Source organism: Micromonospora sp. H61, from assembly GCF_018070325.1.
Classification (GTDB): Bacteria; Actinomycetota; Actinomycetes; order Mycobacteriales; family Micromonosporaceae; genus Micromonospora; species Micromonospora salmantinae.
Genome location: NZ_JAGPXY010000002.1, coordinates 166,414 through 187,326 on the forward strand (window position 1 = coordinate 166,414; position 20,913 = coordinate 187,326).

General features: G+C 72.8%; 23 protein-coding genes. 16 read left to right on the forward strand and 7 right to left on the reverse strand.

The features are described from left to right. Positions 1-14 precede the first annotated feature (14 nt). Positions 15-926: an A/G-specific adenine glycosylase gene (locus tag KBX08_RS02265; protein WP_210780830.1), complete on the reverse strand. Its 912-nt coding sequence runs from the start codon at positions 924-926 to the stop codon at positions 15-17. 96 nt (positions 927-1,022) lie between these two features. Between KBX08_RS02265 and KBX08_RS02270 the strand changes: the two genes are divergently transcribed. The 3 genes from KBX08_RS02270 (at position 1,023) to KBX08_RS02280 (ending at position 2,915) form a co-directional block, all read left to right on the forward strand. Next, entirely contained in the window at positions 1,023-1,535 is a 513-nt protein-coding gene (locus KBX08_RS02270; protein ID WP_210780831.1) for a glycine cleavage system protein R, read from the forward strand. Beyond that, on the forward strand, positions 1,532-2,104 hold the full coding sequence (locus KBX08_RS02275; protein ID WP_210780832.1) for a peptide deformylase: 573 nt from the start codon (positions 1,532-1,534) through the stop codon (positions 2,102-2,104). Before KBX08_RS02270 ends, KBX08_RS02275 begins: the two co-directional genes overlap by 4 nt. 106 nt (positions 2,105-2,210) lie before the next feature. Next, complete coding sequence (locus KBX08_RS02280) at positions 2,211-2,915, forward strand: hypothetical protein (protein ID WP_210780833.1); 705 nt, start codon at positions 2,211-2,213, stop codon at positions 2,913-2,915. Positions 2,916-2,921: 6 nt separating this feature from the next. Here the strand turns inward: KBX08_RS02280 and disA are convergent, their stop codons facing one another. The 4 genes from disA to KBX08_RS02300 all read right to left on the reverse strand — a co-directional run bounded on the left by disA (position 2,922) and on the right by KBX08_RS02300 (position 7,539). Continuing rightward, positions 2,922-4,106, reverse strand: coding sequence for a DNA integrity scanning diadenylate cyclase DisA (gene disA, locus KBX08_RS02285; RefSeq protein WP_030327921.1), 1,185 nt, complete (start codon positions 4,104-4,106; stop codon positions 2,922-2,924). Between the two features lie 131 nt (positions 4,107-4,237). Then, on the reverse strand, positions 4,238-5,695 hold the full coding sequence (gene radA, locus KBX08_RS02290; protein WP_210780834.1) for a DNA repair protein RadA: 1,458 nt from the start codon (positions 5,693-5,695) through the stop codon (positions 4,238-4,240). Positions 5,696-5,780: 85 nt separating this feature from the next. Then, positions 5,781-6,560 (reverse strand): hypothetical protein, encoded by a 780-nt coding sequence (locus KBX08_RS02295; protein ID WP_210780835.1) that lies wholly within the window; start codon positions 6,558-6,560, stop codon positions 5,781-5,783. 139 nt (positions 6,561-6,699) lie between these two features. After that, positions 6,700-7,539: a UbiA family prenyltransferase gene (locus KBX08_RS02300; protein ID WP_372494851.1), complete on the reverse strand. Its 840-nt coding sequence runs from the start codon at positions 7,537-7,539 to the stop codon at positions 6,700-6,702. Between the two features lie 46 nt (positions 7,540-7,585). On the opposite strand from KBX08_RS02300, the gene KBX08_RS02305 reads away from it, so the two are divergent. The 4 genes from KBX08_RS02305 (at position 7,586) to KBX08_RS02320 (ending at position 11,385) form a co-directional block, all read left to right on the forward strand. Then, a complete protein-coding gene (locus tag KBX08_RS02305; protein WP_210780837.1) occupies positions 7,586-8,359 on the forward strand; it encodes a bifunctional 2-polyprenyl-6-hydroxyphenol methylase/3-demethylubiquinol 3-O-methyltransferase UbiG in 774 nt (257 codons plus the stop codon). Between the two features lie 40 nt (positions 8,360-8,399). Further along, positions 8,400-9,566 carry an acyl-CoA dehydrogenase family protein gene (locus tag KBX08_RS02310; RefSeq protein WP_210780838.1) on the forward strand — a complete coding sequence of 389 codons (1,167 nt, stop codon included), beginning with the start codon at positions 8,400-8,402 and terminating at the stop codon, positions 9,564-9,566. 85 nt (positions 9,567-9,651) lie between these two features. Further along, positions 9,652-10,710, forward strand: coding sequence for a type III polyketide synthase (locus KBX08_RS02315; RefSeq protein WP_372494846.1), 1,059 nt, complete (start codon positions 9,652-9,654; stop codon positions 10,708-10,710). 24 nt (positions 10,711-10,734) lie between these two features. Continuing rightward, positions 10,735-11,385 carry a hypothetical protein gene (locus KBX08_RS02320; protein ID WP_210780840.1) on the forward strand — a complete coding sequence of 217 codons (651 nt, stop codon included), beginning with the start codon at positions 10,735-10,737 and terminating at the stop codon, positions 11,383-11,385. A gap of 9 nt (positions 11,386-11,394) precedes the next feature. On the opposite strand, the gene KBX08_RS02325 is transcribed toward KBX08_RS02320, so the two are convergent. Further along, positions 11,395-12,087: a hypothetical protein gene (locus tag KBX08_RS02325; RefSeq protein WP_210780841.1), complete on the reverse strand. Its 693-nt coding sequence runs from the start codon at positions 12,085-12,087 to the stop codon at positions 11,395-11,397. A 328-nt stretch (positions 12,088-12,415) separates the two neighbouring features. Between KBX08_RS02325 and KBX08_RS02330 the strand changes: the two genes are divergently transcribed. From KBX08_RS02330 to KBX08_RS02345, 4 genes are read left to right on the forward strand one after another with little or no spacing between them, the layout of a single operon-like run. Further along, the gene (locus KBX08_RS02330; RefSeq protein WP_007073334.1) at positions 12,416-12,901 is read left to right on the forward strand and encodes a CarD family transcriptional regulator; all 486 of its coding nucleotides are present in this window, start codon (positions 12,416-12,418) and stop codon (positions 12,899-12,901) included. Between the two features lie 56 nt (positions 12,902-12,957). Next, a complete protein-coding gene (ispD, locus tag KBX08_RS02335) occupies positions 12,958-13,653 on the forward strand; it encodes a 2-C-methyl-D-erythritol 4-phosphate cytidylyltransferase (RefSeq protein ID WP_210780842.1) in 696 nt (231 codons plus the stop codon). Positions 13,654-13,666: 13 nt separating this feature from the next. Further along, complete coding sequence (ispF, locus tag KBX08_RS02340) at positions 13,667-14,152, forward strand: 2-C-methyl-D-erythritol 2,4-cyclodiphosphate synthase (RefSeq protein ID WP_210780926.1); 486 nt, start codon at positions 13,667-13,669, stop codon at positions 14,150-14,152. Between the two features lie 10 nt (positions 14,153-14,162). Next, entirely contained in the window at positions 14,163-15,191 is a 1,029-nt protein-coding gene (locus KBX08_RS02345; protein ID WP_210780843.1) for a lipopolysaccharide assembly protein LapB, read from the forward strand. On the opposite strand, the gene KBX08_RS02350 is transcribed toward KBX08_RS02345, so the two are convergent. After that, positions 15,188-16,354: a homogentisate 1,2-dioxygenase gene (locus KBX08_RS02350; protein WP_210780844.1), complete on the reverse strand. Its 1,167-nt coding sequence runs from the start codon at positions 16,352-16,354 to the stop codon at positions 15,188-15,190. The genes KBX08_RS02345 and KBX08_RS02350 overlap by 4 nt on opposite strands. A 94-nt stretch (positions 16,355-16,448) precedes the next feature. On the opposite strand from KBX08_RS02350, the gene KBX08_RS02355 reads away from it, so the two are divergent. The 5 genes from KBX08_RS02355 (at position 16,449) to KBX08_RS02375 (ending at position 20,861) form a co-directional block, all read left to right on the forward strand. Further along, positions 16,449-17,318, forward strand: a complete 870-nt coding sequence (locus tag KBX08_RS02355) for a hypothetical protein (RefSeq protein WP_210780845.1) — start codon at positions 16,449-16,451, stop codon at positions 17,316-17,318. After that, positions 17,315-18,511, forward strand: a complete 1,197-nt coding sequence (gene fahA, locus KBX08_RS02360; protein ID WP_210780846.1) for a fumarylacetoacetase — start codon at positions 17,315-17,317, stop codon at positions 18,509-18,511. Before KBX08_RS02355 ends, fahA begins: the two co-directional genes overlap by 4 nt. Before the next feature lie 175 nt (positions 18,512-18,686). Continuing rightward, entirely contained in the window at positions 18,687-18,896 is a 210-nt protein-coding gene (locus KBX08_RS02365) for a DUF397 domain-containing protein (protein ID WP_030327888.1), read from the forward strand. 144 nt (positions 18,897-19,040) lie between these two features. Continuing rightward, the gene (locus KBX08_RS02370; protein ID WP_210780847.1) at positions 19,041-19,523 is read left to right on the forward strand and encodes an SRPBCC family protein; all 483 of its coding nucleotides are present in this window, start codon (positions 19,041-19,043) and stop codon (positions 19,521-19,523) included. 81 nt (positions 19,524-19,604) lie between these two features. Next, positions 19,605-20,861, forward strand: coding sequence for a PQQ-binding-like beta-propeller repeat protein (locus KBX08_RS02375; RefSeq protein ID WP_210780848.1), 1,257 nt, complete (start codon positions 19,605-19,607; stop codon positions 20,859-20,861). The last annotated feature ends 52 nt before the right edge of the window (positions 20,862-20,913 follow it).

The following is a 20,913-nucleotide window of genomic DNA, read 5'->3' on the forward strand; positions in this document are numbered from 1 at the left end:
GCCGGGTGGGCGGGTCAGGTGGTGAGATCCGCGGTTGGCAGGGACGGGCCGTCACCGACCAGGCGGAACGATTCGTCGCCGGCGGGTTCGACCAGCCCGTCCTGCACCAGCCCGGCGAGAGCGCGGGCGCGCTGCACGTCGTCGGTCCAGACCTGGTCCAACCGCTGGTGTGGGACCGGGCCGGTGCTGTCCCGGAGCACTCCGAGCAACAGACCGCGGACCTGTCGGTCGGTGCCCGCGTACCGCTGGGGTCGGCGGGTCGGCCCGGCCGGCGCCTCCTGGCCGGACGCCCGCCAGGCGCAGACCGACTCGACGGGGCAGGCGGTGCAGCGCGGCGACCGGGCTGTGCAGATCACCGCGCCCAGTTCCATGAACGCGGCGCTGGCCAGTGCCGCTGCGGCCGGTTCGGTCGGAAGCAGTTCCTCGGTGGCGACCAGGTCCGCTGGTCGGGTGACGGGCCCCGCGTCCGGTTCGCCGGCCACCGCCCGGCACACGACTCTGCGTACGTTGGTGTCGACGACCGGGTGCCGCTGCCCGTACGCGAAGGCGGCAACCGCCCGCGCGGTGTACGTGCCGACGCCGGGCAGAGCGAGCAGTTGCTCCAGCCGGTCCGGCACCTGGCCGCCGTGCCGGTCCACGATCGCGACAGCGCACTCACGCAGGCGGACCGCCCGACGGGGGTAGCCGAGGCGTCCCCACATCCGGATCGCCTCGGCTGGCGTGTCCGCCGCCAAGGCGGCCGGCTCCGGCCAGCGGGCCAGCCACGCCTGCCAGGCCGGCACCACCCGGACCACTGGTGTCTGCTGGAGCATGACCTCGCTGACCAGGATGGCCCACGGGGTGACGCCGGGCTCGCGCCACGGCAGGTCACGGGCGTGCTGCTGGAACCAGCGGCTGACCACTGTGGCGAAGTCGGGTTGAGTCATGGCGTCGTCGATGATGTCACGCCCGGCGTTCCCGTTGGGTGGGCGGCTCGGGCGGGGTGCCACGTCCTCGTTCGGTGGACGGGGGAGAATGCGCGGATGAACGAGCTCGCGATCACCGTCATCGGTCGGGACCGGCCGGGCATCGTTGCCGACGTCGCGGAGGTGCTGGCCCGACTGGGCGCGAACCTCACCGACAGCACGATGACGCGGCTGCGGGGGCATTTCGCGATGACCCTCATCTGCACCGGCCCGGCCGCCGCCGAGGTCGAGGCCGCACTGGCGTCGCTGGCCGCCGAGGGCCAGCTGCTGGCGACGGTACGCGCGGTCACCCCGGACGGTGATGTTCCTCCGGCTGGTGAGCCGTACGTGATGGCGGTGCACGGTTCGGACCGGATGGGCATCGTCGCGGCGATGACGCGGGTGCTGGTGGACGCCGGAGGGAATGTCACCGACCTGAGTACCCGGTTGACCGGTGCGCTCTACGTGGTCCTGGCGGAGGTCGAGTTGCCGGCCGGTGTTGCGGACGCTGTGCTCGACCGGCTGCACCGGACGGCTGCCGAGCTGGGCGTGGAGGTCACCCTCCGGCCGGCGGATCCGGATCTGTTGTGACCGGCGAGGAGCGCGAGCCGGACGTCGGCCTGGGTGACTGGACACCGGAGTCGCTGGACGTGCCGGGCGAGGTGCGGGCGGTGGTGTCCGCCCCGCATCCGGTGCTGAGTCGGGGCGCGGACGAGGTCGACCCCACGGCAAAGGAGACGGTCCAGCTCGCGGCCGACCTGATAGCCACGATGAAGGTCTCGCCGGGCTGCGTCGGGTTGGCCGCGCCGCAGGTCGGGGTGGGCGCCCGGGTCTTCGCCGTCGACGTGACCGGGCACCCGAAGGCGGTGACGACGCACGGCACCTTCGTGTTGTGCAACGCGCGCGTGGTGGAGGCGACGCGGTGGAAGCCGGGCCGGGAGGGCTGCATGTCGGTGCCGGACCTGACCGGGGACGTGAAGCGGGCCAGCCGGCTGGTGGTGGAGGGTGACCTGCCGGGCAGCGGCGTGCCGGTCCGGCTGGTGACCGACGGCTTCGAGGCTCGGGCGTTGCAGCACGAGATCGACCACTGTGCGGGGCTACTCTTCCTGGACCGGGTGGCCGGTGCGCACGCGGTCTATCAGCGCAAGGTCTACCTGTGATCGGGTGCCTGACCGTCCTTGATGGAGGGTCGTGCGGGCGCCCCGCAGTGGCTCCGGCGCGTCGCGCCGCACTGCCGGGTACGGCGCGGCTACGGTGGAGGGCATCATGCGTCTGACGGTCGGCCCCCTGCCACCCGCCGTGTACTGGCGGCGTCGCGCCGTCGTACTCGGAGCGGGGTTCCTGTTCCTGATTGTCCTGCTCTACTCCTGCACCGGTTCGGGTCGCTCCGGCGACAAGGAGCCCAAGGCGGGAGGTTCGCCGTCGGCGACGTCCGGTCCCGCTGGGCCGGTGCTGACGCCGCAGACCGGCGGTCCGTCGTCGTCCGCGTCCGCTGATTCGGGTGCGACGAGTCCGAGCCCGGCGATCACCAGCAACACACCGCCGCTGGGCGCGGCGGCCGGTTCGGAGGACGACGGCACCTGCACCAACGAGGAGATCAGCGTGGTCTCGTCGGCGAGCCCGACCTCGGTGCAGCGGGGCGCGGTGGTCGAGCTGCAGCTGAGGATCAAGAACACGTCGGACCGGACGTGCAGCCGCAACGTCGGCGCCGACCTTCAGGAGATCTTCATCAAGTCCGGGGCCGAGAAGGTCTGGTCGTCGGACACCTGCGGCAAGGTCGAGGGCTCGGACGTGCAGTCATTCACGCCGAACTTCGAGCGCTCCTACCAGGTGCCGTGGAACGGGCGGGACACCAGCCGCTGTGACGGCGCGCTGGCCGCCGGGCCGTTCCCGCCGGTCGGGTCGTACCAGGTGTTCGCTCGGGTCGGCACGAAGCTCAGCGACCCGGTGAAGCTCACCGTCACCGGCTGAGCCGGATCAGACGTAGCGTTCCAGAATGGATGCCTCGGCGAGCCGGGACAGCCCCTCACGGACGCCACGGGCCCGGGCGTCGCCGACCCCTTCCACGGCTTGCAGGTCCTCCACTGTCGCGCCGAGCAGACGCTGGAGGCTGCCGAAGTGCAGCACCAGGCGATCGACCACCGCCACCGGCAGCCGGGGCACCTTGGCCAGCAGTCGGAAGCCGCGCGGGCTGACCGCGGCGTCGAGCGCGTCGGACGCGGCCGGGTAGCCGATCGCCTTGGCCACCGACACCAGGTCGATCAGCTCGGTGGCACCGAGCAGGTCCAGCTCGACGAGAGCCTCGTCCAGCGTGCGTGACTTACGGCCGACGGGGAGGTAGTCCCGGATGACCAGCGTGCGGTCGGCGTCCACGCCGGCCATCAGCTCGTCGAGTTGCAGGGCGAGCAGGCGGCCGTCGGTGCCAAGCTCCACCACGTAGCCGGCGATCTCGTCGGCGATCCGGCGAACCATCTCCAGTCGCTGCACCACGGCCACCGCGTCCCGCACGGTGACCAGATCCTCGATCTCCAGGGCGGAGAGCGTGCCGGAGACCTCGTCCAACCGGAGCTTGTAGCGCTCCAGGGTGGCGAGCGCCTGGTTGGCGCGGGAGAGGATGGCCGCCGAGTCGTCGAGCACGTGCCGTTGGCCGTTGACGTAAAGGCTGATGATCCGCATCGACTGGCTGACCGAGATGACCGGATAGCCGGTCTGGCGGGCCACCCGCTCGGCGGTGCGGTGCCGGGTGCCGGACTCTTCGGTCGGGATGGACGGGTCGGGCATCAGGTGCACTGCCGCCCGGACGATCCTGGTGCCGTCGCTGGAGAGCACGACAGCGCCGTCCATCTTGCACAGCTCGCGCACGCGCGTCGCGGAGAACTCCACGTCCAGCGGGAAGCCGCCGGTGCAGAGGCCCTCGACCACCTTGTCGTAGCCGAGCACGATGAGCGCGCCCGTGCGGCCCCGCAGGATGCGCTCCAGGCCGTCGCGCAAGGCGGTGCCCGGGGCCATCAGGGCGAGATTGGCCCGTAGCGGATCTCCGGCGCTCCCGGCGGCTCCCGCAGTCACGCTCACGCTGATCGGGCGGGCGGGCGAGCCCACGGCGCCGGTGCGGGCCTGGGGCGGCGCGCCGGCTGGCTTGGTGGTATCGCGGTCGATCGGCACGGGCACAGTCTACGGACTGCCGTGCGGTGGGTGCTGTCGTGGTTACTGTGATGTGTCACGATGCCGCCCTTTCCACCGTTTCCCGCTTGCGACGTGCTGTCCGGTTTCGCCGCCCTCGTCGGCACGGTGGGTCACTCGGCGGACGCGCGGGCCGCATGGTGCAGGGCCGAACGGACGTCGGTGACCTCGGTCACCCGCATCTGCTCGGGGCCTGCGCCGGTGCTGGCCGGGCCGCAGCCGGGCGGCACCAGGGCCACCTTGAACCCCAGCCGGGCGGCCTCGGCCAGCCGGCGCGGCACCGCCCCGACCCGGCGCACCTCGCCGGTCAGCCCCACCTCACCGATCGCCACCAGGTGCGGCGCGATCGCCAGGTTGAGCCCGCCGGAGGCGACCGCCAAGGCCACCGCCAGGTCGGCGGCCGGCTCCACCACCCGGATCCCGCCCACTGTGGCGGCGAAGACCTCCCGGTCGTGCAACGTCAGCCGCTCGGTGCGCCGTTGCAGCACCGCGAGCACCATCGCCAGTCGCGCCGAGTCGAGGCCGGAGACGGTGCGTCGGGGAGAACCCGCCACTGTCGCGCCGATCAGCGCCTGCACCTCGGTGACCAGGGCACGACGCCCCTCCATGGCCACCGTCACGCAGGTGCCCGGGACCGGTTCCGCGTAGCGGGTCAGGAACAGCCCGGACGGGTCGGCCAGGCTGCTGATGCCGCCCTCGTGCATCTCGAAGCAGCCGACCTCGTCGGCCGCGCCGAACCTGTTCTTCACGCCGCGCACCAGGCGCAGCGACGAGTGCTTGTCGCCCTCGAAGTGCAGCACCACGTCGACCAGGTGCTCCAGCACCCGAGGCCCGGCCACCTGGCCGTCCTTGGTGACGTGCCCGACCAGCACTGTGGCGATGCCCCGCTCCTTGGCCACCGAGACCAGCGCGGCGGTGACCGCGCGGACCTGGGTCACCCCACCGGGCACCCCCTCGGTGCCGGTGGTCGAGATGGTCTGTACCGAGTCGAGCACCAACAGGCCCGGCTTGACCGCGTCCAGGTGACCGAGCACCGAGGCGAGGTCGCTCTCCGCGGCGAGGTAGAGCTGCTCGTGCAGGGTGCCCATCCGCTCGGCGCGCAGGCGCACCTGACTGACCGACTCTTCGCCGCTGACCACCAGCGAGGGGGTGCCGGCGCCGACAGCCCACTGCTGCGCCACATCCAGCAGGAGGGTCGACTTGCCCACGCCGGGCTCGCCGGCGAGCAACACCACGCCACCCGGGACCAGGCCCCCGCCGAGCACCCGGTCGAGCTCGCTCACCCCGGTGGGCACGGCGCGGGCCGGAGCGGCGCTGATGGTGGCGATCGGTCGGGCCGGCTCGGACGGCATCCGGGAGCTGACCACCCGACCGGAGACGGTCGGGCCGGTCACCGTGTGCTCGACCACCGCCCCCCACTCGCCGCACTCCGGGCAGCGCCCCACCCACTTGGGCGGCTGGTGCCCGCAGGCGTCGCACTGGTAGGCCGGACGCGGCTCGCGGGCGGCGGACCGACCACGGGCGGCACCGGCCGTGCCGCCACGCGGAGGGGTCGATCGGGAGGTGGTCACATCAGGACGCTAGCCCTCGCGTACGACGAAAACACCCCGGCGTGGTGGTCACCACGCCGGGGCGTTTGTCGATGTGCGGGTCGGGTCACTCGTGGGTGGTGCCGCCCTCGTTGCCCTCGTAGCCACCCTCGCGCTCGATGATCGGCGACGGAGGGGCCGCCGGGGTGAGCGGAACCGCGACCGGCGCCTGCCCGGTGACCGTGTTGCCGTTGCCGAAGTCGAAGGTCACGACGACGTTCTGGCCGGAGCGCAGCGCCTCGGTCAGGCCGATCAGCCGGAGCTGCGTGGTGGCCTCGGAGTTGAACTGGATGTAGCTCAGCGGCGCCAGCTCGATCCGGGCCGGCTGGCCCGGGGCGGAGGGGCTGGCCGAACCGGACGCCCGCGCCGACTCCGGGGCGGACGGGGTGGCCGAGGACGATCCGGTCTCGGAGGGCGTCACGGACGGGCTCGGCGAGCCGGACGTCGAGTTCGACGGGCTGGCCGAACCGGACGGCGACGGGCTCATGGAGGCGGACTCCGAGGCGGACGGCGACGGGCTCGCCGAGCCGCCGCTGATCACCACCTCGCGGGCGCTCTCCGTGGTGACGGTGACAGTCACCGTCTCCTTGGAGTCGTTGTAGATCACGGCGCCGAGCCCCGCGTCCTGGCCGGCCTGGTAGCCCTCGGTGCCCGGGAAGTCCACGAGCAGGCCCCGCACCGAGAAGGAACCGTTGCTGGTGGTGAGGCTGACGCCCTGGACCGACGGCTCCTTCAACGCGGTCTCGGCGATCTGACCGGTGCCGCATCCGGAAGCCAGCAGACTGGCCGCCGCAATCCCGGACAGCAACAGGGCCGCCCGCCCGGATCCCCTGATCGAGCGCGTCACGTCGGTCCTCCTCGTCACAATCCCACCCGGGCCGTACGCCGGGCACGGTGGCCATACCCGCGCAGACCGCGCTCCAGGGTAGTTGGGACTGATCGAGGCCCGCACGCGGACCCGGCAATGCCACCTGCCCGGGTGGCGTTCACACCACCCGACCGCTCGCCACCAGCAGAACCACGTCGATGAGGGCCACCAGCATCACCGCCCGGAAGGCCGCCACCGGCCGCCGGCCGGCCCGGATCGCCGAGCGCCCGGCGTACCAGCTCAGCGGCGGCACCACGGCGGCCGTGCCGACCGCCGCCCAGCCGACCGCCGACGGCGGCCCGGGTGGTCCGAGGACCAGTGTCGCGGTCGCCGCGAGGAGGAGACCCGCCGCGGCCACCCGGCTGCCGGCGGCGCCCAGCCGGTGGGGCAGGCCGCGCACGCCGGTGCGGGCGTCGTCGGCCAGGTCGGGCAGCACGTTGGCGAAGTGCGCGCCGGCGCCCAGACAGGCTGCCGCCGCCACCAGCCAGACCGGCGGGGCCGGCTGACCGGGCAGCGCCAGCACCACGAAGGCGGGCAACGCGCCGAACGACACGGCGTAGGGCAGCACCGAGAACGCGGTGGCCTTGAGCGGCCAGTCGTAGAGCAGGGCGGAGACCAGGGCGAGCGTCAGCCAGAACGCCGCCACCGGGTTCGTGGTCAGCGCCAGCAGCGGGCAGGCCACCGCGGCCGCCGCGGCGGCCCAGGCCGTGACGCGTCGACCGACCGCGCCACTGGCGACCGGTTTGTCGGTACGCCCCACAGTGGCGTCCCGCTCGGCGTCCAGCGCGTCGTTGGTCCAGCCGACGGCGAGCTGGCTGGCCAGCACGGCGAGCACCACCGAGACGATTCCGGCCGGCCGGTGGCCCACTCCCCAGGCCAGCAGACCGGCCACCGTGGTCACCGCCGCGGCCGGTTCCGGATGGCTTGCTCTGACCAGCCCTAACACCCTCGACGACATAACGGAAGTCTGGTCGTTACCGAGCAGTCGTGCCACGCTCGGTTCCATGCGAGACGTGGCTGCGGCCGGGGCGCCCACCGGTCCGAGGGTGCTGCCGCGAAACGATCCGCGTCAGTACGACGATCTGGCCGGTGAGTGGTGGCGGCCGGATGGAGCGTTCGCGATGCTGCACTGGCTGGCCGAGGCCCGGGCCGCGCTGGTGCCGCCGGCCACCCGTCCGGGCGCGGTGCTTGTCGATCTGGGTTGCGGCGCCGGCCTGCTCGCGCCGCACCTCGCCGGCAAGGGCTACCGCCACGTCGGGGTGGATCTGACCCGCTCGGCGCTCGTCCAGGCGGCCGAGCACGGGGTGCGGGTGGTCCAGGGTGATGCCACAGCGGTGCCGCTGCCCGACGGCTGCGCCGACGTGGTCTCGGCGGGTGAGTTGCTGGAGCACGTGCCGGCCTGGCCGCGCGCCGTGGCCGAGGCGTGTCGGCTGCTGCGCCCGGGTGGCGTGCTGGTGCTGGACACCCTCAACGACACGGCGCTGGCCCGGCTCGTCGCGGTCCGGATCGCCGAGCGGCTGCCGACGGTGCCCCGAGGCATCCACGATCCGCGGTTGTTCGTGGACTCCCGGGCGCTGGTCGCCGAGTGTGCCCGACACGGTGTCGATCTGAGCCTGCGGGGCATCCGTCCGCAGTTCGGCGGCATGCTCGCCTGGCTGCTGCGCCGCGTCCGCGCGAGCCGAACGGCCGGTGCGGTGCCCGCCGGCCGCGCCCCGCGCATCGTGCCGACCCGGTCCACCGCCGTGCTGTACCAGGGCCGGGGGGTCCGCAAAGGATAGTCGGGCCGTGGCGGGGTATGGAACGCCGAGGAGGAACGAGATGACGGTGCACGCGCTTGAGGCAGCACGCCGGTTGGCGCCGCGGTTCGCCGCGCGGGCGGCCGAGCACGACCGGGACGGTTCCTTCCCCGTGGACGACTTCGCCGACCTGCGCGAGGCCGGCCTGTTCGGGCTGATGGTGCCCCGGGCGCTCGGCGGTCTGGGCGCCACCTTCGCCGAGTACGCAGCGGTGGCCACTGAGCTTGCCCGGGGCAACGGTGCGACAGCCCTGGTGTTCAACATGCACGCCTCCGTGACCGGCGCGCTGGGCGCGGTCACCGAGGAGTTGGCCGAGGCGCTTGGCGTACCCGACGAGGCGCTGGCCGCCCGCGACCGGCTGCTCAGCGCGGCGGCGCAGGGCTCCTGGTACGCGGTCGCGATGAGCGAGCGTGGCGCGGGCGCGCGGCTGTCCCAGCTGACCACGGCGTACGAGCCGACCGACGGGGGCTGGCATCTCAAGGGCAGCAAGACCTTCTGCTCCGGCGCCGGGCACGCGGACGGTTACCTGGTGGCGGCGCGCAGCTCGGCCGACCAGTCGGTGGTCTCACAGTTCCTGGTGCCGGCCGGCGACGGGCTGACAGTGGAGCCGACCTGGGACTCGCTCGGCATGCGCGCCACCTCCTCCCACGACCTGCACCTGGACGTCACAGTGCCCGCCGATCGGCTGCTCGGTGGGGTGGAGGGGCTCGCGCTGGTGGTCGCCCAGTTGATGCCGCACTGGTTGGTGGCCAGCTACGCGGCCGTCTACGTGGGGGTCGCCCGTGCGGCGATCGACGCGGCGGCCGAGCACCTCAACGCCCGCAACCTGTCCGGTCTGCCGGCGGTGCGGGCCCGGCTGGGTCGGGCGGACGCGGCGACGGCCGCCGCGCAGTTGGTGGTGGCCGAGGCGGCCCGCCGGGTGGACGAGGCGCCCGGTGACGAGGAGACCAACCGTTGGGTGTGGCGGGCGAAGCTGCTCGCCGGCACCACTGCCGCCGAGGTGGCGGCGTCGGTGCTGGAGGCGGCGGGCACCTCGGCGACCCGCCGTGGACATCCGCTGGAGCGGCTCTACCGCGACGCCCGCTGCGGCTCGCTGCACCCGGCCACGTCGGACGTCTGCGCCGACTGGCTCGGCATCGCCGCGCTGGGCGGCGACCCGGATCGTGACGGATCGGCACCGCGTTGGTGAGCCCGCCGCACCGGGCTCGCACGGAGGAACGACCAGCCGAGGTGGCTGGTGGGACGGCCAGGGGGAGGACAGCATCTGACGAGAGGTGGGGATCGTGTTCGTACCAGTGATCGCGGGGCTCGGGACAGCGCAGCCGCCGTCCGCTTCGCAGGACGAGTTGTGGGAGGGTTTCTTCTCCCGGCACTTCTCCGGCACCACCCGGTCGTTGGCCCAGCGAATCTTCGCCAACTCGGGGGTGACCCGGCGGCAGGCCGCTGTCAATCCGCTGCTGGAGGACGTCTCGGACTGGCCGACCGAGCGTCGGATGCGCCGCTACCAGGTGGAGGCGCTGCCGCTGGGCAAGGAGGCGGTGGGTAGGGCGTTGACTGCCGCCGGACTGAGCGCCGGCGACATCGGGCTGTTCATCGTCTGCTCCTGCACCGGGTACGCCACCCCGGGGCTGGACATCCTGCTCGCCCGGGACCTGGGCATGGCCGCGGACACCCAGCGGATGTTCATCGGCCACATGGGCTGTTACGCGGCGTTGCCGGGGCTCGGCGCGGCGAGTGACTTCGTCACCGCGCGGGGGCGACCGGCGCTGCTGCTCTGCGCGGAGCTGACCAGCCTGCACATCCAGCCGTCCAGCGCCCGGGTGGACACCCAGCAGATCGTCTCCCACGCGCTCTTCTCGGACGCCGCGGTCGCCGCCGTGGTCGTGCCGGGCGGCTCGGGGTACGCGGTGCGCGAGGTCACCGCCGTCACCGACACCTCGACCGCCGACCACATGACCTGGGACGTCACCGACGCCGGGTTCCGGATGGGGTTGTCGCCCAAGGTGCCGCAGGTGCTGTCGAGGCACGTCCGGGGGCTGGTCGACGATCTGTTGGCCCGGCACGGCGTCACCAGCTCCGAGGTGGACGGTTGGGCGGTGCACCCGGGCGGGCCGCGGATCCTCAACGTGGTGGAGCGGGAGTTGGCGCTGCCCCCGCTGGGGCTGGCGGCGTCCCGGGCGACGCTGGACGAGCACGGCAACTGCTCGTCGCCGACCGTGTTGCTGATCCTGGACCGGTTGGGTCGGGCGACACCGGCGGCTCGGCGCATCGTCATGCTGGCCTTCGGCCCCGGCCTCACCCTGTACGCCGCCCTGCTCGATCGACAGGACTGAGGCTCCGGCCGGTACGCTCACGGGGTGGATGCGACGGCGGACGATCGGCTGCGCTCGGTGGTGCTGTTCGGCGCGGCGGTGGCCGTCCTGGTCGTCGGCGGCTGGTGGTGGCGTGCCGCCGCGCCCACGTCGACGGCAGGGACGGCTGTCCCTTCGGCGGCGGCGGTGCCATCCGTCGGGCCGAGCGTCAGCACCCCGCTGGAACGTCTCCTCGCGGCTGAGGAGCCCGATGAGCGGTTGACGGTGCGGATGGACCCGAACACCGGCGAGGTCCTCCGGGTGCGACGCGGCCCGCTGGCCGTGGTCGACCCGGCGACGGGCTCGATCACCGACATCGAGGGCGACCCCGGGGTGCTCTTCTCCGGGGGTGACCTGCCCCCGTTCCAGGAGACGATCTGGCGGGAGCAGCGGGACCTCGCCCCTGGCCAGGAAGTGACCCGGCAGGCCGGCAACCACGGTGCGCGCTACCTGCTCCAGTACCGGTGCACGCGCCCGGGCACGATGGTCGTGACGAGCACCGGGGCCGGAATCGTCGGCCGGCCGCGCATCGACTGCGACGGCATGATCGCCAATGCCGAGGTGCTGCCCGGTGGCGGGCCGTTCCAGGTGTCGCTGTCGGCCGTCGACCGGCCCATCGACATCGAGGCGCAGCTCGTCGCCCTGCCCCCTCGCTAGCAGGGCCGCTCAGGCGGCAAGGGCGCTCAGGTCGCTCCGGTAGGACTCGATCGTGCCCAGGTCGGGTAGCACCCGGGTCACCGTGCCGGCCCGGTCGACCAGCAGGGCTGTCGCGGTGCCGGGGCGGGCCGGCTGGCCCAGGAACGAACGCAGGCCTCCGGCGGGGTCGGCCAGGGCGCGAGGCTGCCGCTCGATGGTGGGCCCGGCTGGGGCCATCCGCCCGCCGGTGACGGTGACCACGGAGACGCCGGCGGGCGCGACCGCCAGGGCATCGGTGACCCGGTCCGGGCAGGGGCAGCCGTCCAACAGAATGATCATGGCGGGTAGCAGGCCGCGCAGTGGCACGGGTGCGTCGTCCGCGTCGACCAGGTCCAGTGCGGGCAGCGGCCGGCCGACGAGGGTCGCGGGTGGCGCGTAGGGGGCCGGGGTGGGCCGGTCGGCACCGCGGTTGGCGCGGGGCCAGGTGACCACCAGCAGGCCGGCCAGCGTGGTGAGGACCGCCACCAGCAGGACCGCCAGTGGCAGACCCAGGGCCCGGTGACCGCCCGGGAGGTCACTGGCCCGGCGCAGCTCACGGCGGACCTGAGCGGCCTCGGCGGCCAGCGCGGAGGCGTCGTCGGGAACCACCACGCGGCCCCATTCGGGCGGTAGGCCGGGCAGGCCGTCGGCTGGCCCGTGACCCTCTGCGTCCGGCTTGCCCATCGGACCTCCTGGAAGCGTCTCGAGAGCGGAGTGCGGCTCGGTCTCCAGGGTCCCGCACCAGGGGCTCCTCCCGCTACATCTGGGCGCGGTCCTGCTGGCCGGGCTACCATGGGAGGAGCGCATAGCCCTTGATCTCGACGTTCTGTTCACCCGTACCGGGCAGTCATTTGCGCGTTACGGAGCGTGTTCGAACCATCGGTTTGACCGCCTGTCAAGCTGAAGCAAGACCTCTCACAGGGCCCCTGAGCTGCGCCAACGGTCAGGACATCGGTGAGACATCGGTGCCTGAGCGTGTTACCCTAGACACAGCGAAAGGGGTTTCGAACCTATGGTTTTCAGTGTCGGCGAGACCGTTGTTTACCCCCACCACGGGGCCGCACTCATCGAGGCAATCGAGACTCGGGTCATCAAGGGCGAGCCTAAGCAATACCTCGTCCTGAGGGTCGCGCAGGGTGACCTGACGGTCCGGGTGCCGGCCGAGAACGCCGAGATCGTGGGCGTCCGCGAGGTGGTCGGCGAAGAGGGCCTCGGGAAGGTCTTCGACGTTCTGCGGGCTCCGCACACCGAGGAGCCGACCAACTGGTCGCGGCGTTACAAGGCCAATCTGGAAAAGCTGGCTTCCGGCAACCCGCTGAAGGTCGCCGAGGTCGTGCGTGACCTGTGGCGCCGGGAGCGGGAGCGGGGCCTCTCTGCGGGCGAGAAGCGGATGCTCGCCAAGGCCCGCGACATTCTCGTCGGCGAGGTCGCGCTGGCCGAGAAGAGCACCAAGGATGAGGCGGAGACGCTGCTCGACAAGGTCCTCACCGAGGCCTAGTCCGCACAGCATCGTCGTACCCACTTCGTAGTGAAGAAACCACCGAGGACCGCGACGTGACCGCGCAGCTCAATCCGCGCGGTGACGTCGCGGTCCTCGTGCCTGCGGCGGGTGCCGGCGTACGACTCGGCCCCGGCCGACCCAAGGCGCTGCGCCTGCTCGCCGGTGAGCCGCTGTTGGTGCACGCCGTGCGTCGACTGGCCGCCGCACCGTCGGTGCACACCATCGTGGTGGCCGCGCCGGCCACCGAGGTGCAGGCCGTCCGCGAGTTGTTGGCCCCGGTCGCCCCGGTGATCGTGGTGCCCGGCGGTGCCGAACGGCAGGCGTCGGTGGCCGCCGCGCTGGCCGCGGTGCCCGCCGGCCCGACGATCGTCCTGGTGCACGATGCCGCCCGAGCGCTCACCCCACCTGAGCTGGTCGAATCCGTTGCGGCGGCGGTGCGTGGCGGGCGTGACGCGGTGATCCCGGTCCTGCCGGTCGTCGACACGATCAAGGAAGTCGACGCCGACGAGGTGGTGCTCGGCACCGTCGACCGTTCCGCCCTGCGTGCGGTGCAGACCCCGCAGGGTTTCCGTCGGGCCGTGCTCAGCGCCGCCCACGCCGCCGCCGGTGACTCCCTCACCGACGACGCCGGGCTGGTCGAGAAGCAGGGCGTCGCGGTGAGCTGCGTGCCCGGCTCGGAGTACGCACTCAAAATCACCCGACCGTTCGACCTGGCTCTGGCCGAGCACCTGCTTGCCGCAGCCGGTTGACGCGTACCCTCTGATCATGATCGTTCCCCGGGTGGCCATCGGCACCGACGTGCACGCGTTCGAGCCGGGTCGGCCCTGCTGGGTGGCCGGGCTGCTCTGGCCCGACCAGGACGGCCTCGCCGGGCACTCGGACGCCGACGTGGCAGCGCACGCCGCCTGCAACGCGTTGCTCTCCGCCGCCGGTCTCGGTGATCTCGGTTCCGCCTTCGGGGTGGGCCAGCCGGAGTGGGCCGGCGCGTCCGGGGTGGCTCTGCTGACCGAGACCGCCCGTCGGGTGCGCGCCTCCGGCCTGGAGATCGGCAACGTGTCCGTGCAGGTCATCGGCAACCGCCCCAAGATCGGCCGCCGCCGCGCGGAGGCGCAGGAGGTCCTCTCCGCTGCTGTCGGCGCCCCGGTCACCGTCTCGGCGGCGACCACCGACGGGCTCGGCTTCGCCGGCCGTGAAGAAGGCTTGGCCGGGGTCGCTGTGGCCCTGGTGTACGACGCGCCGGCCGCCTAAGCTCGCCGCGATGTCCAGCGACCCCGCCCCCGACCAGTTCGCCGCCGACGGCTACGTCCAGCGGGCCCAACTCCTCGCCGAACTCGGCCGCTACGACGAGGCGGCCGGGGAGTTGGCCTACGGGTTGGCCCTCCAACCGGATGACGTCGACGCGCTCACCATGCTGGCCCGGGTGCACCTGGCCGCCGCCCGCCCGGCCGAGGCGCTCACCGCCGCCGACACGGCCGTGGCCGCCGCACCGGAGGCCCTGCCGCCGCTGGTCGCCAGGGGCATGGCCCTGGCCGACCTGGAGCGCTACGGCGAGTCGGCGGCCACCGCCGATCGGATCCTCACCCTCGGCCCGGCCGACGCGTACGCCCAGCGGAGCGCCGCGGCGATCCTGGCCGGCGCCCGCAACGGTCAGCCGGCGCTGAACGCGGCCTGGCGCGGTGTCGAGTTGGCCCCGCAGGAGCCCCAGGCGCACCTGGTGCTCAGCCTGGTCGCCGCCCGCCTGGACCTGTTCGACCTGGCCGAGCGGGCCTACCGGGAGGCGCTGCGGCTCGACCCGCGGATCGGCGAGGCCGGCCACGACGTGGGTGTCATGCGGCTGGAGGAGCGCCGCTGGTCGGAGGCGTTGGAGCACGTCGCCGAGGCGGTGACGGTCAGCCCGAGCCGGATCGACTCGCGCCGAACCCTCGCGTACGGGCTGCACCGCCTGGTGCTCTACGGCGCGGGCTGGTCGTTGGTGGCGGCGGTGCTTGTCGCGTTCGCGGCGTCGGCGGGTGACGGGTTCTCCCGCGTCCTGGCGGTGCTCGCCGCCCTGACCGGCGGGATCATCGTCTGGCAGCTCGCGGCCCGGCTGCCCGGGCTGACCCGAACCGTCCTGCCCGCCCTGCTGCACTCGGACCGGGCGATGGCCCTGGCCGTCTACGCTGTGGCCGCCGCGCCGCTGCTGCTGCTGGTGTACGCCATGGTCGGCTCCCCGTGGCCCCTGGTGCTGGCCATCGCCACCACGGCGGTAGCCGAGTTCGCGGTATTCACCAGAACCGCCATCCGCTAGCCGCGACGCGCCCAGGTCCAGGCGTACCCCTCGTCTTCGCAGGAGCTGGCGGCGTCGCAGAGATCCAGCGGGCGGAAGGTGTCGACCATGACGGCCAGCTCGTCGAAGTAGTCCGCGCCGATGGAACGCTCGGCGGCACCCGGCTGGGGGCCGTGGGTGAAACCGGACGGGTGCAGGGAGATCGAACCCTGCTCGATGCCGGAGCCGCGCCGCGCCTCGTAGTTGCCCCCGGTGTAGAAGAGCATCTCGTCGGAGTCGACGTTGTGGTGGTTGTACGGCACCGGGATCGACTGCGGGTGGTAGTCCACCTTGCGCGGCACGAACGAGCAGATGACGAAGTTGGGCCCCTGGAAGGTCTGGTGCACCGGCGGGGGCTGGTGGATGCGGCCGGTGATCGGCTCGAAGTCGTGGATGGAGAACGCCCACGGGTAGAGGTGCCCGTCCCAGCCGACCACGTCGAACGGGTGGTGGGCGTAGACGTAGCGCGTCCAGCCGCGCCGGTGCCGCACCAGCACCTCGACCTCCTCGCCGTCGACGAGCAGCGGGGCGTCGGGGCCGCGGACGTCCCGCTCGCAGTACGGCGAGTGCTCCAGGAACTGGCCGCGTACGGAGAGGTAGCGCTTGGGTGGGCCGATGTGCCCGGACGCCTCGACGGCGAGCAACCGGACGGGCTGGTCGCCGGTGGGCACCAGCCGGTGGATGGTCGAGGTGGGGATGACGACGTAGTCGCCGGCGACCGCGTCCAGCACCCCGAACGGGGACTCGACCCGCAGGGTGCCCGACTCGACGTAGAGGCAGTGGTCGCCGGTGGCGTCGCGGAACAGCGGTGAGGGTCGGTCGGCGAGGACGTAACCGATCCGTACGTCGTCGTTGGCGAGCAGGTACTGCCGGCCGAGGATGGGGTCGGAACCGCCGGTGCCCAGTTTGTGGGTGCGCAGGTGGCGGGGCTTGAGCGGCAGGTTCGGTGCCCGGGTGAACGCGGGCGGGGTGAACTCGTCGGCGGCCAGGATCGCGGTGGGCGCGTGCCGGTGGTAGAGCAGGGACGAGTCGGAGGAGAAGCCCTCCTGGCCCATCAGCTCCTCGGCGTAGAGACTGCCGTCGGGCTGCCGGAACTGGGTGTGGCGCTTGCGCGGCACCTCGCCGACGCTGCGGTAGTACGGCATCTCGCCTCCCGATATGTCCCGTTCACCGGCCGAAGGCGTCCGATAGTCGGACGCTGTTGTCCGTTCCTCGTAGCGTCCCGTACATTCTTGTTCCGTGTCAACGCAGGTGCCAGCACTCCTCCACGGCCTGGTGGACGACGCCGCCGTCTTCCCGCCGGGCAGCGCAGTGCTGCACGACGCCCTGGTCGCCCACCGCCAACACCGTTCCGCCTGGTACGCCGACCTGGTCGGCCCGCTGCTGATCCCCGCCTCGGACGTGGCCGCCGGTGAGCTGAGCGGTCTCGTCGACCCGGGTGAGGGCCTGGTGGTCGGCGTGATCGGTGACACCGGGATCGGGAACCTGCCGTTCGCGCTGTCGTTTCTCGCCCCCGACGGCGTCACCGCGCGTCAGATAGAGGTGGCGGTCGCCAAACGCGGCGAGGACCCGCTGCCCGGCATCGCCGAGTTGCTGCGGCTGACCGACGCGCTACCGGGCGTGGAGGCCATCTACGCCGAGCTGCCGCTGACCTTCGGGCTGATGGGCGCACTGGACGCGCTCGTCGTCGCGCGGGCCGGCGGGATGCCGATCGCTGCCAAGTTCCGCACCGGCGGCCTGGCCGCCGAACTCTTCCCCACCCCGACCGAACTGGCCACTGTGATCTGCGCCTGCCGGGACCGGGGCCTGCCGTTCAAGCTCACCGCCGGGCTGCACCAGGCGATCCGACACCTGGACCCGGAGACCGGGTTCACCCACCACGGCTACGCCAACGTGCTGGCCGCGACCCTGGCCGCCGCCGACGGTGACGGTGTGCGCTCCGTCGCCGAGCTGCTGACCGTGGTCGACCCGCGCCCCCTGGTGGAGCGCACGACTGCGCGGCTGGACGGGCCTCGTCCCCTGTGGGTGGGCTTCGGCTCGTGCAGCATCCTGGAACCACTGACCGATCTGATCCGGCTTGGGCTGGTGAACGGGGGCTACGACGCATGACCTGGGTGACCGGCGCCGACGGTTCGCCGTACGGGGTGACGAACCTGCCGTACGGGGTGTTCCGGCAGAACGGGGGTCCGTCGCGGATCGGCGTACGGATCGGGTCCTGGGTCTTCGACCTCGCGGCGGCCGAGGTCGCCGAGCTGGTGCTGGCCGCCGGCACGCTGTGCCGGCCCGTGCTCAACGACTTCATGGCCCTGGGTCGTCCGCAGTGGACGGCGGTACGGCAGCGGATCAGCGAGCTGCTCACCGACCCGGCGCACCGGGACGCGGTGGAGCCGCTGCTGGTGCCCCTCGACGAGGTGGAGCTGCTGCTCCCCATCGAGGTGGCCGACTACGTCGACTTCTACTCATCCGTTCACCACGCGTCGAACGTCGGGCAGATCTTCCGCCCCGGCCAGCCGCCGCTGCTGCCCAACTGGAAACACCTGCCGATCGGCTACCACGGGCGGGCCGGCACCGTGGTCGTCTCCGGCACGCCGGTGACCCGGCCGACCGGGCAACGGGCCTCCGCCGAGGGCCCGGTCACCGGCCCATCGGTACGCCTCGACATCGAGGCCGAGGTGGGCTTCGTGGTGGGCGTACCCAGCGCGTTGGGCGATCGGGTGTCCGTGGACGACTTCGCCGAGCACGTCTTCGGGGTGGTGCTGGTCAACGACTGGTCGGCCCGGGACATCCAGGCCTGGGAGTATCAGCCGCTCGGCCCGTTCCTCGGCAAGTCGTTCGCCACCTCGGTCTCGGCCTGGGTGACGCCGCTGGACGCCCTCGCCGACGCCTTTGTGCCGGCCCCCGACCAGGACCCGCCGGTGGTGGACTACCTGCGGGACGTGCCGCACCTGGGCCTTGACCTGCGCCTGGCGGTCGAGTGGAACGGCGACCAGGTCAGCGAGCCTCCGTTCGCCACCATGTACTGGACCCCCGCCCAGCAGTTGGCGCACCTCACCGTGAACGGGGCTTCGCTGCGGACCGGTGACCTGTACGCCTCGGGCACCGTCTCCGGCCCGGACCGAGGACAGGTCGGCTCCTTCCTGGAACTGACCTGGGGCGGGGCCGAGCCGGTCACTGTGGGCGGCGAGAGCCGTACCTTCCTCAGCGACGGCGACACGGTGACCATCACGGCCACCGCGCCCGGCCCGGACGGCACCACCATCGCCCTCGGTGAGGTATCCGGCACGGTTCGTCCGGCCCGCTGAGCGGGCACCCGCCATCCGTCTCGTGCACGGGACCCGTGATCGCACCGGCTGTGCGATCACCGGCCCTGGTTGATCCGTTGATCGTCCGGATTCCGTTGCTACACCGCGCAATCCGAGCCGGGCTCTGCCCGGCCACAGCGGTGGGGCAATCCCGACGCACACGGAGGTAACGACGATGCACGATCTTGCGGGCGCGGTCTGGCGTACCAGCAGCCGCTCAAACGACCAGGGGCTCTGCGTGGAAGTGGCGGACAACCTGGTCGACGTCCATGGTCTGGTCGGAGTCCGCGACTCCAAGGACCAGGCCGGTCCCACACTCGCGGTCAGCCCGCCGGGGTGGACAGCGTTCATCGGCGCGATTCGGGCCGGCCGCTTCGAGCGCTGACCGGCGCTTCGGCGCCGGTCGACGACGACCGGTGCCGAAGCGACCGCCCAATCGGACAGCGTGGCCCCCGGGTGGCGGAAATTCCGCTCCGGGGGCCCCGTCCGGCCCTTACTCCGCGTACCGTCGGGGACACGGGAGGGTGGCATGTCGACGGTGGCGATTACCGGGATCATCGAGGCGCACGCTGTCGACGTCTGGCGTCTGCTGACAGACCTGCCGGGCCGCGCGGCCCGGATGACCGCAGCCGGCCCGATCGAGGTGCTCACCCCGGGTTCGTTCGGGCCGGGCACCTCCTGGCGCGAGGAACGGGTCCAGCCGGGCGGCGGCACGCTGACCGAGGAGTTCCTGGTGGTCGAGGTGCTCGCACCGCAGCGACTGGTGCTGTGTTCGTCCGGCACCGGCGCGGACTACCGGATCACCTGGAGCCTGCGGCCGGTCCGCCGCCGCCGTCGGGGTTGCACGGCGGTCACCGTCACTCACGAGGCGGTGCCGACCGCCCCGTACGGTCGGGTGGTGGCGCTGCTGCTCGGCGGGCTGGCCGCACGGGCGGTCGAGGCGGCGCTCTGGCGTGATCTCGCCGACCTCGCCGTCGCGGCCGGTGCCACCGGCTCCGTCGAAGCCGCCTGAGCGCCAAGCGGGCAGCCCTCGCCGTGACCTGAACGGGGTCCGGCCTCCTCCGCTGGGTAGGGTGCCGGGCGGAGGTGCGGCATGAGGTTCCCGAGAGGCCGGCGACGGCTCGCGATCGTGGTCGCGGCGCTGCTCGCGACGGCGGCCGTCGTGGTCATCGTCCACCGGGTCCTCGCACCGGCAGAGGTGAGCACTGTGGCGCGGGCCGACTATCCGACCCCGGCCCGACCGGCTGCCGGAGTGATCGGTCGGTTGCCGGTCGCCCCGTTGATCGTCGACGGGAGACTGCGGGTGTACGCCGCACATCGCCAGGTCTATGCCGACCGGCCGGTCGACGGCCGGTACCGGACCAGCCCGTACTGGTCGTACCGGCGGTGGCCGGCGGAGCTGACCGGGGTGGTGGCCAGCGGCAGCACTGTCGTCAGCCGCTGGTCCGACGGGAAGCTCGTCGCGCTCGACGCCCGGACCGGCGCGGTGCTCTGGCGAACCGACGGCCCGGAGCCGGTCGAGAGCACGGCACCGGTGCGTCGTACCTGGGCGGCGACCGTCTGGGATGCGCCAGGGCTCCAGCTCACCGACCTTCCCGACGGGCGGATCGTGCTGGTGGTGACCGGGGATGCCCAGGCGCGCGGGGTCGAGCTGCCCGGCGGCCGGGAGTTGTGGCGGGTCGAGCTGCCCGGCAGGTGCCGCAGCGATGTCGGCACCAGCGCCACCGGGCAGTTGATCGGTCTGGACACCTGCGCCGGGCCGGCCACTGTCGAGTTCCGGGACGCGGCGACGGGCGAGGTACGGGAGCGTTGGCGACCGCCGGGCGGCCCTGACGGGTTTGTGGTGACGCCGCTCGGCTGTCGTACCGGCGGGTCGGGCTGTCTGGGGCTGCGGACCGCCGGGCCGGGTGACGAGGGCGGTCGGGGTTGGTTGTTGACTGCAGGCTCGCCGGTCGCCGCCCCCGCGTTGGACCCGGCCGGCGCGGCGCTGGTGGGTGAGCAGTCCGTCGCCGTGCTCGACGGCGTCGTGGTGGGTCGATCGGCGCGTACGGGCACCGAGTTGTGGCGGTCCACGGGCCTGGGCTCGGCCCGGGTGCTGGCCGGGCAACCTGGCCGGGTGCACCTGCTGACCGAGACGAACGACCTGGTGACGCTTGATCCGGTGACCGGGCGGCAGTTGTCCCGCTTCGCGCTCAACGTCGGCTCGGATGGGACCGGCTGGGCGCCGGGGGCGGTGACCGCCGAGGACGGGTTCGTCGCGGTCGAGCGGCTCCGCAAGCCGGTCGACCCGGCTGGCGACGACAGGCGCTATTACTACACCGGCGAGGCGGTGATCCTGGCCGCCACCTGATCGTGGCGTCTTCGACAGCGGAACGCCGAACCATTCCAATCCCTTTGTCGCA

Coding starts and splice junctions, on each gene's coding strand:
- KBX08_RS02350 (WP_210780844.1), bottom strand. CDS start 16,354: ATGCCGTACTACCGCAGCGTCGGCGAGGTGCCGCGCAAGCGCCACACC.
- KBX08_RS02265 (WP_210780830.1), bottom strand. CDS start 926: ATGACTCAACCCGACTTCGCCACAGTGGTCAGCCGCTGGTTCCAGCAG.
- KBX08_RS02270 (WP_210780831.1), top strand. CDS start 1,023: ATGAACGAGCTCGCGATCACCGTCATCGGTCGGGACCGGCCGGGCATC.
- KBX08_RS02370 (WP_210780847.1), top strand. CDS start 19,041: ATGTCGACGGTGGCGATTACCGGGATCATCGAGGCGCACGCTGTCGAC.
- KBX08_RS02345 (WP_210780843.1), top strand. CDS start 14,163: ATGTCCAGCGACCCCGCCCCCGACCAGTTCGCCGCCGACGGCTACGTC.
- KBX08_RS02305 (WP_210780837.1), top strand. CDS start 7,586: ATGCGAGACGTGGCTGCGGCCGGGGCGCCCACCGGTCCGAGGGTGCTG.
- KBX08_RS02325 (WP_210780841.1), bottom strand. CDS start 12,087: ATGGGCAAGCCGGACGCAGAGGGTCACGGGCCAGCCGACGGCCTGCCC.
- KBX08_RS02310 (WP_210780838.1), top strand. CDS start 8,400: ATGACGGTGCACGCGCTTGAGGCAGCACGCCGGTTGGCGCCGCGGTTC.
- KBX08_RS02365 (WP_030327888.1), top strand. CDS start 18,687: ATGCACGATCTTGCGGGCGCGGTCTGGCGTACCAGCAGCCGCTCAAAC.
- KBX08_RS02300 (WP_372494851.1), bottom strand. CDS start 7,539: ATGTCGTCGAGGGTGTTAGGGCTGGTCAGAGCAAGCCATCCGGAACCG.
- KBX08_RS02280 (WP_210780833.1), top strand. CDS start 2,211: ATGCGTCTGACGGTCGGCCCCCTGCCACCCGCCGTGTACTGGCGGCGT.
- KBX08_RS02375 (WP_210780848.1), top strand. CDS start 19,605: ATGAGGTTCCCGAGAGGCCGGCGACGGCTCGCGATCGTGGTCGCGGCG.
- KBX08_RS02330 (WP_007073334.1), top strand. CDS start 12,416: ATGGTTTTCAGTGTCGGCGAGACCGTTGTTTACCCCCACCACGGGGCC.
- fahA (WP_210780846.1), top strand. CDS start 17,315: ATGACCTGGGTGACCGGCGCCGACGGTTCGCCGTACGGGGTGACGAAC.